The following is a 13,104-nucleotide window of genomic DNA, read 5'->3' as shown; positions in this document are numbered from 1 at the left end:
CGTGCCCTCCGGCTCAGAACTGCCACGGGAACGGCGACCAGTCGGGCTCGCGCTTCTCGAGGAAGGAGTCTCGTCCCTCGACGGCCTCGTCGGTGCCGTAGGCTAGGCGCGTGGTCTCGCCCGCGAAGAGCTGCTGGCCCACGAGGCCGTCGTCCACGGCGTTGAACGCGTACTTCAGCATCCGGATGGCCGTGGGCGACTTGGTGAGGATCGTCTCGGCCCACTCCACCGCGGTCGTCTCGAGCTCGGCGTGCGGGACGACCGCGTTCACGGCGCCCATCTCGTAGGCGCGCTGCGCGGAGTACTCCCGCGCGAGGAAGAACACCTCGCGCGCGGCCTTCTGCCCGATCTGGCGGGCGAAGTACGCCGAGCCGTAGCCCGCGTCGAAGGAGCCGACGTCGGCGTCCGTCTGCTTGAAGCGCCCGTGCTCAGCGGAGGCGAGGGTGAGGTCGCAGACCACGTGCAGCGAGTGCCCGCCTCCCGCGGCCCAGCCGGGGACGGCCGCGATGACGACCTTCGGCATGAAGCGGATGAGGCGCTGCACCTCGAGGATGTGCAGGCGGCCGTTCCGCGCGGAGTCGATGCCCTCGGCGGTCTCGCCGTCGGAGTACCGGTAGCCGTCGCGGCCGCGGATCCGCTGGTCTCCCCCGGAGCAGAACGCCCAGCCCCCGTCGCGCGGGCTCGGGCCGTTGCCGGTGAGGATGACGACGCCGATGCGCGGGTTCGTCCGGGCGTCCTCGAGGGCGCGGAACAGCTCGTCGACCGTTCGCGGCCGGAACGCGTTGCGGACCTCGGGCCGGTCGAACGCGACCCGCGCGATGCGGCCGGAGCGGTCGTGGTGGTAGGTGATGTCCTCGAGTGCGTCGAAGCCGTCGACGGCCGCCCAGCGGTGGGCGTCGAACAGTTCGGAGACCTGCGTGCTCATGCCACGACCCTACTGATCCGGACTGCACGGCGACTCGACACCGCCCGGGCAGACGGAAGGGGACCCCGCTGACGCGGAGTCCCCTTCCGGTGCTCGCCCCTACTTGGCGGCGGAGGTGGTGCGGTTCTCGGCCGACACCATCCAGGCGTACTGCTCGAGGCTCTGGATGATCGCGTGGAGGAGATCCGCGCTGGTCGGGTCCTCCTCGTCCACCTGGTCGTGGACCTCGCGCATGGTGGCGGCGGTGTTCTCGAGGCGGATCGTGACCAGGTCGACGGTCTCGGCCGTGTCGATCTCGCCGTGCGGGTACTCGGGGAGGGTGGTGGTCGCGGCGACGGTGTCGCTGCGGCCGTCCGGGATCCCGTGGAGGGCGCGCATGCGCTCGGCGATGTCGTCGCTGAACTCGCGCGCGGCCTCGATGATCTCGTCGAGCTGCAGGTGGAGGTCCCGGAAGTTCTTGCCGACGACGTTCCAGTGGGCCTGCTTGCCCTGGACGTGGAGCTCGATCAGGTCGACGAGGACGATCTGGAGGCTGTCGAGCAGCTGCTTGGAGGCCTTGAAGCCCTTCTCGGCGTTCTGACGGCGGCTGGTCTTGGCACCGGAGCCCGCGGGGGCTTCGACGTGGCGTTCGAGGGTGGTGGTCATGGACCGTTCCTTTCTCTTGCAGTGCCGGGTGCGGTGTCCCGCCCCGAGTCTGGCTTCTTCGGCTGGACGGCGCCCGCACGCGCGGGGTGCGCGCGCTGGGCGGGGCCCGTGGTTGCGGGGATCAGATCGTGGCGACGGATCCGGAGTCGACGCGGTAGTTCGAGCCGTTCACGAACGAGGCGCGGTCGGAGCAGAGGAAGGCGATCACGGCTGCGACCTCCTCGGCCTCGCCCCGGCGCTTCAGCTCCATGTACGGCCGCTCCTCGTCGAGGAAGGACGAGATCGCCTCGTCGACCGAGGTGCCCCTCTGCTCGGCGCGCTTCGACATCATCGCGTCGGTCATCGGAGTGCGGATGAACGCGGGCGAGACCGTGTTCACGAGGAGGCCCTCCTGCGCGTAGGAGCGCGAGAGGCCCTTGGCGAAGGCGAGGACGCCCGCCTTCGCGGCGCAGTAGGGCAGTTCGTCGTCGTAGGGCTGCACGGCGTCCTCGGAGGCGGTGAGCACGAGCCGGCCCCAGCCTCCGGTGCGGAGGTCGGGCAGGAACTCGCGCACGAGCCGCACGGGACCGAGCAGGTCGACCTCGAGGGTGCTGGTCCAGCCCTCGTCGTCGATCTCGTGGAAGAGGCCCTGCGCCCCCGTGACTCCGGCGCACTGCACGAGGATGTCGATCGCGCCGACCGCTCCGGCCACCCGACGGTGCAGCTCGGCGAGCTGCTCCGTGCTGGTGACGTCGGCGGCGAAGGCGTGCAGGCGGCCCTCCGGAGCGTCGAGCCCGGCCGCGGCCCGGTCCAGCTCCGCCTGGTCCTTATCGGTGATCACGACGGTCGCGCCCTCGGCGAGGAGGAGCTGCGCCGTGGCCAGGCCGATGCCGGAGTCGCCTCCGGTGACGAGGGCGATGCGGCCGCTGATGCCGAGATCCATGCTGAGGTGCTCCTTGTGGGTGCGGTGCGAGGGGGTGGTACCGGTCTACGCCCCTCGGAGCCGGCCCTCAACGGGTTGCGCGGACGCCGTCGGCGGGGTTACGCGCGGCCGACCTTCTCCGGCGCCAGCTCCTCGATGGTGATGGCCGCGTTGATCAACGCGAGGTGGCTGAGCCCCTGCGGCAGGTTGCCCCAGAAGGCCAGGTCGTCGACCGCGATCATCTCGGACATGATCCCGACGTCGTTCGGGACCGTGGCGACGAGCTCGTCCATCAGGGCGACCGACTCGTCGTGCCGACCGACGCAGGCCAGGGCGGACGCGAGCCAGAACGAGCAGGCCACGAACGGGTGCTCCTCGCCCTCCATGCCGGAGTAGCGGAACAGCAGCGCACCGCGGCCGAGCTCCTTCACCAGGGCGTCGATGGTGGAGATCATCCGCTCGCCGCGCTCGTAGCCGCTCGGAGCGTGCAGGAGCACCGAGGCGTCCAGCTCCTCGCTGCCCGGGTACATCACGTAGGCGCCGAGCTCCTCGGACCAGCAGTGCTCCTCGATCCACTCGCGGATGCGGTCGCGCTCGAAGCGCCAGCGGTCGGGGCTGCCCGCGACCTGGCCGAGCTCCGCCAGGTGCACGGCCGCGTCGAGCGCCTGCCAGCAGCCCATCTTCGAGGAGGTGTAGTGCTGCTCCTCCTCCAGCTCCCACATGCCCGCATCGCGGTTGCGCCACAGGTCGCAGGTGGTGTCGGCGACGCGGGCGAGGAGCCGTCCGGTCTGGATGTCGAGGACGTTGCCCTCGTCGACGTAGATGCGGCAGATGTCGAAGAGGTCGCCGAACACGCCCAGCTGCAGCTGGCTCTGCGCTCCGTTGCCGGCGACGACCGGGCCGATGCCGGCGTAGCCCGGGACGTCGAACTCCTCCAGGACGGTCGGCATGGAGCCGTCGAGTCCGTAGAAGATGTGGAGGTCCGGGCCGTGCTCCTTGATCGTGCGGAGGAGCCAGGACAGCGCGGCGTGCGTCTCCTCGCGCAGGCCGAAGCGCACCAGCGCGTGCATCGTGTACGCGGCGTCGCGCACCCAGGCGAAGCGGTAGTCCCAGTTCTTGCCGCCGTTGGGCGACTCCGGAAGCGACGTGGTCGCGGCAGCGGCGATGGCTCCGGTGGGCGAGTAGATCAGCAGCTTGAGCGCGAGGGCGCTGCGCTGGACGGCCTCGGACCACGGGCCGTCGTAGGAGAACTCCTCCGACCAGTCCTGCCAGCTGCGGATCGTGCGGTCGATGCCGCGGTCGACGTTCTTCGCGACCGGGAAGTGCAGCGGCTCGTCGTGCGTGGCCGACACGACCAGGACGTGCCGCACGGCGTCCTTCCCCGCGGTCACCACGAAGGAGCCCGTCAGCTCGTCACCGGCACCGGAGGGCGCGTCGTCTCCGTCGGGCCCGTGCTCCTGGCCGGTGACGCCGATGGTGATGTCGCCCGCGCGGATGAGCGAGCGGCCGTCGGCGTTCTGGATCCACGGGGAGAACCGGCCGAGACCCGTTCCGGGGCGGACGGCCCACCGCATCCGCACCTCGCCGTCGACGCCGTCCACCCGGCGCGCGAGCTCGGCCCACGGGAGGCGGCCCGCGATCCCGGTGACGAGCGCATCCGTCACGCGGACGGTGCCCGACTCGGTGGTGAAGGTGGTCTCCAGGACGTTCGTGTCGCGGACGTAGGCGCGCGAGACCTCGGCGGGCTCCTCGGGGGCGAGCTCGACGCAGCCGCCGGACTCGGCGTCGATCAGGGCGGCGAAGGCGGGGGTGGAGCCGAGGTCCGGGACGGGCATCCAGTCGACGCTGCCGTCCTTCGCGATCAGGGCGACCGTGCGACCGTCTCCGATCGCGGCGTAGTCTCGCAGGGGCCTGGTCGAGCGGGGTGCAGCCATCCCCTCACCGTAGGGCGCGGGCGGTTTGCCGATTCGGGCTTGCGGGCGGACGGGCTTGCTTGTAGCGCCCGGTCAGGTCGTCGCGACTCCGCCGTACTCCTCGAGGCGGTCGGTGAACTCGCCGCGGTCCTCGTCCTGGAGGACCCCGTTCGCGTACCCGGCGAGGAACGCGCCCTGCGGGTCCGGCGAGAGGCCGACTCCGTCGAGCATGTCGGCGACCAGGCCGGTCGGATCGGCGTCGAGGTCCACGAGTCCCAGCTCGATCGCGGGCACGAGGTCGGTGGAGGAGCGCGCGGTGACGATCCAGAGCGCGGCCGAGGCCTCCTCGTCCGAGAGGTCGCCGTCGAGCTCGTAGCCCGCCTCCGACCACTCCTCGGGGGTGTCGGCCACCTCGACGTCGTCGAAGCCGAGGGGCGCGAGCGCTGCAGTGAAGCGGTCGACCGCCGCCTGCCTGTCGGCGTCGGTCGAGACGTCGGCGGCGGCGTACTCGGTCGCCGAGATGTAGTCGTAGAGGAGGGAGGGCCCGCCGTAGGCGTTCTGCGACTGCTCGTAGTACTCGTCGTCGGCCGAGGTCCACTCCTCGGGGACGGCGCCCTCGACGGCCGCGACGGCCTGCTCGGCACTCGCGCGCACGTCCTCCGCGGACGGCTGGCCGAGGATCGTCACGGCGTCGCCGTCCTGGTAGCCGGGGTAGTCGTAGAGCGGATCGGACGGGTCCCCGCTGCCGAACGGGTCGTCCGTCGGGTCGCCGAACGGCTCGGACGGAGCGCTCGTCGACGCGCTGCCGGCGGCGGAGTCGAGCGCGCCGCCCACTCCGACGGCGACGAGCGTGCCGAGCACGCCGGTATAGACGACGCCCACGAGGAGGCTCGTGCCCAGCGCGATCCAGGCGCCCCTGCCGAGCGGGCGGTGGGAGGGGACGGAGCCCTGCGTCGGGCCCGGGGCGGGCGCGGGCGACGGGCTCATCGGCATCTGGCTCATCGCACTCCTCCGGACTCCAACGGCAGCCTCGTCAGTCTGGCACCTCGGCGAGCGCTCGGAGGAGGGATCCCGGGGGCTTGCGCGCGCGTCGCCGACCTCCCGCGCGCGGGTGGCCGCCGCGTCGCCCCGGCCGGTGGACAATGGCCGGATGGACGACGTCGTGCCCGCCTCCCCGCTCCCCTCCCTCGGCGAGATCGACGCGGGACTCCGCGTCGTCGCTCTGCCGCTGCGCACCCGCTTCCGCGGCGTGGACCACCGCGAGATCGTGCTCGTGCGCGGCCCCGAGGGCTGGACCGAGTTCTCGCCCTTCCTCGAGTACGGCGCGGAGGAGTCGGCGGCGTGGCTCCGGGCGGCGATCGACTACGGCTGGAGCGAGCAGCCGGCGCCTCTGCGCGACCGCATCCCGGTGAACGCGACGATCCCGGCCGTCGCGCCGCACGAGGTCGCCGCCGTGCTCGCGAGCTACCACGGCTGCCGCACGGCGAAGGTGAAGGTCGCTGAGCGCGGCCAGACGCTGGCCGACGACGTGGCCCGGGTCGTCGAGGTCCGCCGCCTGCTCGGTCCGGAGGGCCGGATCCGCGTGGACGCGAACGGCGGCTGGAACCTCGACGAGGCCGAGCACGCCGTCCACGCCCTCGCGGAGTCCGACCTCGAGTACGTCGAGCAGCCGTGCGCGAGCGTCGACGAGCTGGCGGAGCTGCGCTACCGGGTGAAGTACATGGGCATCCCGATCGCCGCCGACGAGAGCGTCCGCAAGGCCGCCGATCCGCTCGCCGTCGCCCGGGCCGGAGCCGCGGACCTGCTGGTCGTGAAGGCCCAGCCGCTCGGCGGGACGCGCCGGGCGCTGGCGCTCGTCGCCGAGGCGGGGCTGCCGGCGGTGGTCTCGAGCGCGATCGACAGCTCGGTCGGACTCGCCATGGGCGCCGCCCTGGCCGCGGCGCTCCCCGAGCTGCCCTTCGACTGCGGGCTCGGCACCGCGTCCCTCCTCGCCGCAGACGTCACGGAGCGGCCGCTGCGGCCGGTCGACGGCGGGATCCCCGTCGGCCGCGTGGAGGTCTCGGAGGAGCTCCTCTCCCGTCACGCCGTGTCGCCGGAGCGGCTCGCCTGGTGGCGGGCGCGGCTCCGCGACTCCTACGCGCTGCTCTGATCGTCGGCGGCGGGCGCCGCGTCGGAGGAGCGGCAGAATGGGAGCGTCGGCCGCCGGTGCCCGACGCGTCCCCCACCCTCGAGCATCGGAGCCCCGTGAGCGCATCGACCGTCCCCGTCTTCCTCGACTGCGACACCGGCATCGACGACTCGCTCGCTCTGGCGTACCTCCTCCGCTCGCCTCGGGCCCGCCTCGTCGGGATCAGCACGGTCAGCGGCAACACCGACGCCCGCCGGGCCGCCGTCAACAGCCTCGGCCTGCTCGCGCTGGCCGGCCGCGACGACGTGCCGGTCGCCGTGGGGGCGCACCACTTCCTCGAGGAGGACTACGCCGGCGGATCCCCGCACGTGCACGGCGACGACGGTATCGGCGGGGTCGCGCTGCCCGAGGGCGGCGAGCCGGTCGACGAGGATCCGGCCGACCTCCTCCTCCGTCTCGCCCGCGAGCACGAGGGCGAGCTGCGGCTGGTCGCGATCGGCCCGCTGACGAATCTCGCGCTCGCCCTCCGTGCGCACCCGGAGATCGCGTCCCTCGTCCACTCGGTGACGGTGATGGGCGGGGCCGCGCTGGTCCCCGGCAACGTGACCGCCGTGGCGGAGGCCAACATCTGGCACGACCCGGCGGCCGCCGCCGAGGTCGTCGCGGCCGACTGGGACCTCACGCTCGTGCCCCTGGATGTGACCATGCGGCACCTGCTGACGGAGGAGGACCGCGCCGTCCTGCTCGCGTCGCCCGATCCCCTCGCGCAGGCCATCGGGCAGGCGCTCGACTTCTACTTCGACTTCTACGTCGGCCACTTCGGCGAGCGCACCGCTGCCATGCACGACCCCATGGCCGCCGCGATCGCCGTCGACGCCGTCGCCCTCACCTCCGCCCCGCGCGTCCACGTCACTGTCGACGCCACCCACGGCCCCGGCCGCGGCCAGACCGTCGCCGACCTCCGCGGCATCTACCGCGGCGTCCATCCCTCCGACGCCCGCACCCGCGTCGTCCTCGCCCTCGACGCTCCTTTCGCCCCCCACCTCATCGACGTCGTCACCGCCGTCTGACCCGTCCGCCGTCGCCCCCGGCGTCCACCACCGCCACTCGACAGGCACGGATCCGCCCGCAGCCCGCCCGTGCCCCCTGTCCGCGACACGCCCGCTCCGCGCACTACTCGATCAGCAGGCACCGCCCCCCGCGCGTCCATCTGCGGGAACTCGACCGGCTCGCTCCCCGCGTTCGCGCCATGGGATCTCGATACGCGCGCTGCGCGCTACTCGGTCAGCATGACCCGTCGACCGCCGTCCCCCAGGCCCTCCCGCGAAGCGGAGCCCACCCGGACCCGCCGCGAAGCGGAGCCCACCCGGACCCGACCGCGAAGCGGAGTTCGCCTGGACCTGATCGCGAAGCGGAGCCCAACGAACTCGACCGCGCAGCGGAGCCCGGCCAGACCCGACCGCGAACCGCAGGCCCCCCGCGGCGACCGCGAAGCGGAGCCGTCCTCAAAGCGTGTCCTGGTGGGCGGTCGGCGGGGCCTGGTGGGGTCGATCGCAAGGCGGAGGCGTCGGGCGTAGCGGCGCTACGTTCGTCGCCGACAACGCCGCGAGGGGCCCCACCAGGCCCCGCCGACCCGATCGCAAGGCGGAGGGGTCGGGCGTAGCGGCGCTACGTTCGTCGCCGACAACGCCGCGAGCGGCCCCGCCAGGCCCCGCCGATCACATGCCGGTGTCGAGGCCGGAGTAGGCGTGGAGTCCCTTGAAGAACACGTTGACGACGCCGAAGTTGAACATGACGGCGGCGAAGCCGACGATGGCGAGCCAGGCGGAGGGGGTGCCGCGCCAGCCGCGGGTGGCGCGGGCGTGGATGTAGCCGGCGTAGATGGTCCAGATGATGAAGGTCCAGACCTCCTTGGTGTCCCAGCCCCAGTAGCGGCCCCAGGCCTTCTCGGCCCAGACGGCGCCGGCGATGAGCGTGAAGGTCCAGAGGATGAAGCCGAGGATCGTGACGCGGTAGGCGAGGTTCTCGAGGGTGAGGGAGCTGGGCAGGGTGCGCAGGAAGCGGAGGACCGAGCGGGGGCTGTCGCCGGAGGATTCGCGGCGGGCCTGGAGGAGCTGGGTGACCGAGAGCGCGAAGCCGAGGGCGAAGAACGCGGTGCCGAGGATCGCGACGAGCACGTGGATGACCAGCCAGTAGGACTGGAGTGCCGGCGGGAGCGGGACGACGGCGACGTAGTAGTTGACGGTCGCGATGCCGAGGAGAACCAGGACGAGGCCGGTGATGAACGCTCCGAGGAAGCGGAGGTCCCAGCGCAGCTGGACGGCGAGGAAGACGCCGATGATGATGAGCGTCCCGGTCATCGAGAACTCGTACATGTTCGCCCAGGGGACGCGGCCGGCGGCGACGCCGCGGAGGACGGTCGCGCCGAGGTGCAGCACGAAGCCGAGGAGCGTGAGCGAGAACCCGATGCGCATGGTCTTCGAGCGGGCGGGGGCGCGGTAGACCTCGTCCTCGACGCGGCTGCCGATGCGGGAGAGCGTCGCGGTGCGTCCGGAGCCCGCGGCGGCGACGGTGGCCTTGCCGCTGGCCGCGCGGTCGGCGGCGGCCGCGGAGGCGACGCGCTCCGCCTCCTGGACGACCTCGATCGACTCGCCGTCGGCCAGGGAGGCGCGGCGGGCGAGGTCGATCGCGAAGAAGACGAACGCCATGGCGTAGATGCCCATGGCGGAGGAGAGGCACAGCACCGAGTACTGCGAGAGGGTCGCGATCACCTCCTCAGGGTAATCGCTCGCCGCCCCGCCCGCCCCTTCGCGCTTGCACAGACTCGGCCCCTGCCCAGCCGGGCGGCGGCTGTGGAGGGGCCTCCGGGTCGCCCGGGAGGCGGGTCAGTCGAGCGGGGCGTGCCGGTCGGCGATCGTCCGAACGGCGCGCACCAGCTGGGGGTCCTCGCCGCGGGCGAGACCCGCGTACTCGAGGAGCAGGCCCCCGTCGTCCTGGGCGGTCGCCTTCACCCACACGCGGCGCCGCGGGACGAACAGCGAGGTGAGGAGTCCGGCGAGCACGAGGATCGCGAAGAGCAGCACCCAGCCCTGGGTCGCGTCGTGGTGGATGTCGAAGGAGGCGAAGCGCTTGACGCTGTCGGTGCCGATCCGCGTCGGGTCGGCGCCCGTGTTGTCGAAGGTCACGCTGCCGAGCCCGTTCGGGAGCTCGGCCGTGTCGCCGGGCTTGAGGGTGATCGGCGCGACGCCGGTGGTGCCGCCGGTGAGCCGGGTCAGCGAGTCGGTGTTGAGCACGTAGACGGATGTGGGCACTCCCCCGTCGAGGCCGAGGTCGCCCGCGAAGACGTTCAGCGAGAGCACGGGGTACTGCAGGTCGGGGAAGATCGAGGTCGACGCCCCGGAGGCCAGCGTGTCCTGCGTCGGGTAGAAGAAGCCGGTGAGGCCCAGCTGCTCCGAGAGCCCGTCCGGGACCTTCACGACGCCGACGGAGGTCAGATTCGCGTCCTGCGGGAGGAACGGCACCGAGTCGGTGAAGATCGCCCGGCCCGAGGGGTCGCGGACCGTGATCGTCGGGGCGTAGCCGTTGCCGAGGAGGTAGACGTTCGTGCCGCCGATCGCCAGCGGGTCGTTGACCTTGATCGTGCGGTCCTCGGTGGCCCCGCCGCGCTCGGAGGTCGTGACGTTCGCGGTGAAGTCGACGGGCTGGCCGAGCGCCGACTGGTTCTGCTCCTCGTACTTCACGTCGAGGCTGTCGAGGGTCAGCTGGTACGGGTCGAGCTGGCTGCTGTCGAAGAAGCGGCCGGGGTTGAAGGAGTCGTAGGCCGCGAGGTTGTTCGCGAACCCCTGGGAGCCCTCGACCAGCACGCGCTGCCCGCTGTAGCCGAACCCGCCGCCCACTCCGACGGCGACGAGGATGCCGACCAGGGCGGAGTGGAAGACCAGGTTGCCGGTCTCGCGGAGGTAGCCGCGCTCGGCCGAGACGCTCGACCAGCGGCCGCGCGGGTCGTCGTAGCGCTCGACGCGGTAGCCCGCCCGGCGCAGGACGGAGTGGGCGGAGGCGACGGCCTCCTCCTCCGTCGCGCCCTCGACCTCGCGGACGGTGTAGCCGGCGAGGCGCTGCAGGCGTGCCGGGGTGCGCGGCGGCCGCGACCGCATGGCCTGGAAGTGGTGGCGCGTGCGCGGGACGATGCAGCCGATCAGGGAGATGAACAGCAGCAGGTAGATGCTCGAGAACCAGGCGGAGGTGTAGGTGTCGAACGCCTGCACCTTGTCGAGCAGGGGCGCGAGGTCGGGGTTGTCGACGAAGTACTGGGTCACGCCGTTGGGGTCGGAGGAGCGCTGCGGCACGAGCGATCCGGGGACCGCCGCGATCGCCAGCAGCAGCAGCAGGAACAGCGCCGTGCGCATGCTGGTGAGCTGGCGCCACATCCAGCGGAGCCAGCCGGTGAACCCGAGCGCCGGCTGCGTGACGGTGCCGTCGGAGTCGTAGTGGTCGGCGGGGCGGAAGGAGGCGTCCGTCCTCCGCTGTGCGGCCTCGTCGGGGCGGCGCGTGCTCTCCTCGGGCTCAGATCGCCGGCTGGAAGCCATCGATCACCGCCGAGAGGGATCCGTAGACGAGGGTGTTCCAGATGCCCGTGACCATCAGGACTCCGATCAGGACGAGGGCGGCGCCGCCGAGGATGTTGACCACGCGGATGTGGCGCTTCACGAAGGCGAGCGTGCTGGTCACCCAGGTGAAGCCGAAGGCGACGAGGAGGAAGGGGATGCCGAGTCCGAGGCAGTAGACCAGGGCGAGGAGGGCGCCGCGCCAGGGCGAGCCCACGCCGTAGCTGAGGGCGAGGATCGAGCTCAGCGTCGGGCCGAGGCAGGGCGTCCAGCCGACGCCGAAGACGATGCCGAGCAGCGGCGCTCCGATCAGCCCGGTGGCGGGACGGATCCCGGGCCGGAGCGTGCGCTGGAGGAACGAGAACTGGCCGATGAAGACGAGCCCCATCGCGATCACGACGAGCCCGAGGACGCGGGTGATCAGGTCGGTGTACTGGCGCAGCCAGAAGCCGACCGTGCCCGCCGCCGCACCGTAGAGGACGAACACCAGCGAGAATCCGAGCACGAAGAGGAGGACGCCCAGCACGACCCGGCGGCGTCCGCGGGCCGCACGCTCGTCGGCGTCGGTGAATCCGCCGACGTAGGCGAGGTAGCCGGGCACCAGCGGGAGCACGCAGGGCGACGCGAAGGACACGAGCCCGGCCAGGAGCGCGATCGGCACGGCCAGCAGGAGCTGACCGCTGACGACGATGTCGCCCACGCCGCTACTCCCCCTCGGCGAGCGTGTCGCCCACGAGGGTCGAGAGGATCGACGCCTCCTGGAGCTGGCCGAGGATGCGCGACGCGACGCGCCCCTCCCTGTCGAGGACGAGCGTCGTGGGCACGGCGTTCGGCGGGACGGTGCCGGTGAAGGCGAGCTGCACTGACGAGTCCGTGTCGACGATGGAGGGGTAGCCGAGCCCGAAGGTCTCGGCGAAGGCGGCCGCGGTCGGGGCCTGGTCGCGCACGTTGACGCCGACGAACGACACGCCCTTGTCGGCGAACTCCGTGTTGACGGTCTCGAGGTCCGCGGCCTCGGCGCGGCACGGGGCGCAGCTGGCGTACCAGAAGTTGACGACGACGACCTGCCCGGCGAGGTCGGCGGAGTCGATGGTGGCGCCGGTCTCGTCGGTGCCGGAGAAGACGATGGGGTCGTCCCGGTCGGCGGCGGCGATCTCGGTGACGGTGCCGTCCCCCGAGATGTAGCCCTTGTTGCTGCCGTTGCGGTACTGGTCGGCGAGCGGATCCTGGGTGCAGCCGGTCAGCGCGAGCGCGGCGACCAGCGCGAGGGCACCCGCGGCGCGGAAGCGGATCGGCCGGCGCATCAGACCGCTCCCACGTCGGTGGCCAGGCCCTGCAGGCCGGCGGCCGGGTCGGAGTAGCCGACCTCGACGAAGCCGTCCCCGCGCCGCTCGAGGGTCGTGATGCTCGAGAGCGCGCAGCGGCGCTTGCGCGGATCGTGGAAGAGGCGCTCGCCGGCGAGGGCGCGGTGGACCGTCCAGATGGGGAGCTGGTGGCTGACGATCGCGGCGTCGCCCTCCTCCGTGCTCTCCCACGCCGACTCGATCGCCGCGTACATCCGCGCCGAGATGGAGAGGTACGGCTCGCCCCAGCTGGGCTCGAAGGGGTTGCGGAGCCAGGGCCAGTGCTTGGGGTTCCGCAGGGCGGAGCTGCGTGCGGCGAGGGACTTCCCCTCGAAGCGGTTGCTCGGCTCGATCACCCGCTCGTCGGTGCGGATCTCGAGCTCGAACGCCTGCGAGATCGGCTGCGCGGACTCCTGCGTGCGCTGGAGCGGCGAGGCGATCAGCGCGGTGACGTGGCGCTTGCGCTCGAGCAGGTCGTCCGCCGCGGAGCGCGCCATGCGATGGCCCAGGTCCGAGAGCCGGAAGTTCGGGAGTCGCCCGTAGAGGACCCGGTCGGGGTTGAACACCTCGCCGTGCCGCACGAGATGGATCTGATCGGCAACCACGAGCGTCAAGTGTACGGAACGCGGCGTGGGGGAACGCCGG

General features: G+C 72.3%; 12 protein-coding genes. 2 read left to right on the top strand and 10 right to left on the bottom strand.

All coding sequences use genetic code 11. The annotated features are described in order from the left end of the window. Positions 1 to 13 precede the first annotated feature (13 nt). The 5 genes from C5C59_RS09180 to C5C59_RS17220 form a co-directional block, all read right to left on the bottom strand. Entirely contained in the window at positions 14 to 925 is a 912-nt protein-coding gene (locus tag C5C59_RS09180; RefSeq protein WP_068255374.1) for a 1,4-dihydroxy-2-naphthoyl-CoA synthase, read from the bottom strand. A 99-nt stretch (positions 926 to 1,024) separates the two neighbouring features. Next, positions 1,025 to 1,570, bottom strand: coding sequence for a Dps family protein (locus tag C5C59_RS09175; protein WP_104239142.1), 546 nt, complete (start codon positions 1,568 to 1,570; stop codon positions 1,025 to 1,027). A gap of 121 nt (positions 1,571 to 1,691) precedes the next feature. After that, positions 1,692 to 2,492: an SDR family NAD(P)-dependent oxidoreductase gene (locus C5C59_RS09170; RefSeq protein WP_104225910.1), complete on the bottom strand. Its 801-nt coding sequence runs from the start codon at positions 2,490 to 2,492 to the stop codon at positions 1,692 to 1,694. 98 nt (positions 2,493 to 2,590) lie between these two features. Then, complete coding sequence (locus C5C59_RS09165; RefSeq protein WP_104239143.1) at positions 2,591 to 4,405, bottom strand: glycoside hydrolase family 15 protein; 1,815 nt, start codon at positions 4,403 to 4,405, stop codon at positions 2,591 to 2,593. 72 nt (positions 4,406 to 4,477) lie between these two features. Then, the gene (locus tag C5C59_RS17220) at positions 4,478 to 5,386 is read right to left on the bottom strand and encodes a hypothetical protein (RefSeq protein WP_181133454.1); all 909 of its coding nucleotides are present in this window, start codon (positions 5,384 to 5,386) and stop codon (positions 4,478 to 4,480) included. Between the two features lie 148 nt (positions 5,387 to 5,534). Here C5C59_RS17220 and C5C59_RS09155 point away from each other — a divergent pair, with 148 nt between their 5' ends. Together C5C59_RS09155 and C5C59_RS09150 are read left to right on the top strand one after the other, a co-directional pair. Next, positions 5,535 to 6,533, top strand: coding sequence for an o-succinylbenzoate synthase (locus tag C5C59_RS09155; protein ID WP_104239145.1), 999 nt, complete (start codon positions 5,535 to 5,537; stop codon positions 6,531 to 6,533). 95 nt (positions 6,534 to 6,628) lie between these two features. Next, positions 6,629 to 7,582, top strand: coding sequence for a nucleoside hydrolase (locus tag C5C59_RS09150; RefSeq protein ID WP_104239146.1), 954 nt, complete (start codon positions 6,629 to 6,631; stop codon positions 7,580 to 7,582). A gap of 648 nt (positions 7,583 to 8,230) precedes the next feature. On the opposite strand, the gene ccsB is transcribed toward C5C59_RS09150, so the two are convergent. From ccsB to C5C59_RS09125, 5 genes are all read right to left on the bottom strand, one after another. Continuing rightward, the gene (gene ccsB, locus C5C59_RS09145; protein ID WP_104224871.1) at positions 8,231 to 9,235 is read right to left on the bottom strand and encodes a c-type cytochrome biogenesis protein CcsB; all 1,005 of its coding nucleotides are present in this window, start codon (positions 9,233 to 9,235) and stop codon (positions 8,231 to 8,233) included. A gap of 162 nt (positions 9,236 to 9,397) precedes the next feature. Further along, positions 9,398 to 11,098, bottom strand: coding sequence for a cytochrome c biogenesis protein ResB (locus C5C59_RS09140; protein ID WP_104239080.1), 1,701 nt, complete (start codon positions 11,096 to 11,098; stop codon positions 9,398 to 9,400). Continuing rightward, positions 11,076 to 11,816, bottom strand: coding sequence for a cytochrome c biogenesis CcdA family protein (locus C5C59_RS09135; protein WP_258062681.1), 741 nt, complete (start codon positions 11,814 to 11,816; stop codon positions 11,076 to 11,078). Before C5C59_RS09135 ends, C5C59_RS09140 begins: the two co-directional genes overlap by 23 nt. 4 nt (positions 11,817 to 11,820) lie before the next feature. Continuing rightward, on the bottom strand, positions 11,821 to 12,420 hold the full coding sequence (locus C5C59_RS09130) for a TlpA disulfide reductase family protein (protein WP_104239081.1): 600 nt from the start codon (positions 12,418 to 12,420) through the stop codon (positions 11,821 to 11,823). After that, positions 12,420 to 13,064 (bottom strand): histidine phosphatase family protein, encoded by a 645-nt coding sequence (locus C5C59_RS09125; protein ID WP_104239082.1) that lies wholly within the window; start codon positions 13,062 to 13,064, stop codon positions 12,420 to 12,422. The genes C5C59_RS09130 and C5C59_RS09125 overlap by 1 nt, the downstream gene beginning before the upstream one ends. Positions 13,065 to 13,104 lie beyond the last annotated feature (40 nt).

The sequence above is a fragment of the Rathayibacter sp. AY1F4 genome, assembly GCF_002931775.1.
Classification (GTDB): domain Bacteria; phylum Actinomycetota; class Actinomycetes; order Actinomycetales; family Microbacteriaceae; genus Rathayibacter.
This window is presented reverse-complemented; position numbering and strand designations above follow the sequence as displayed.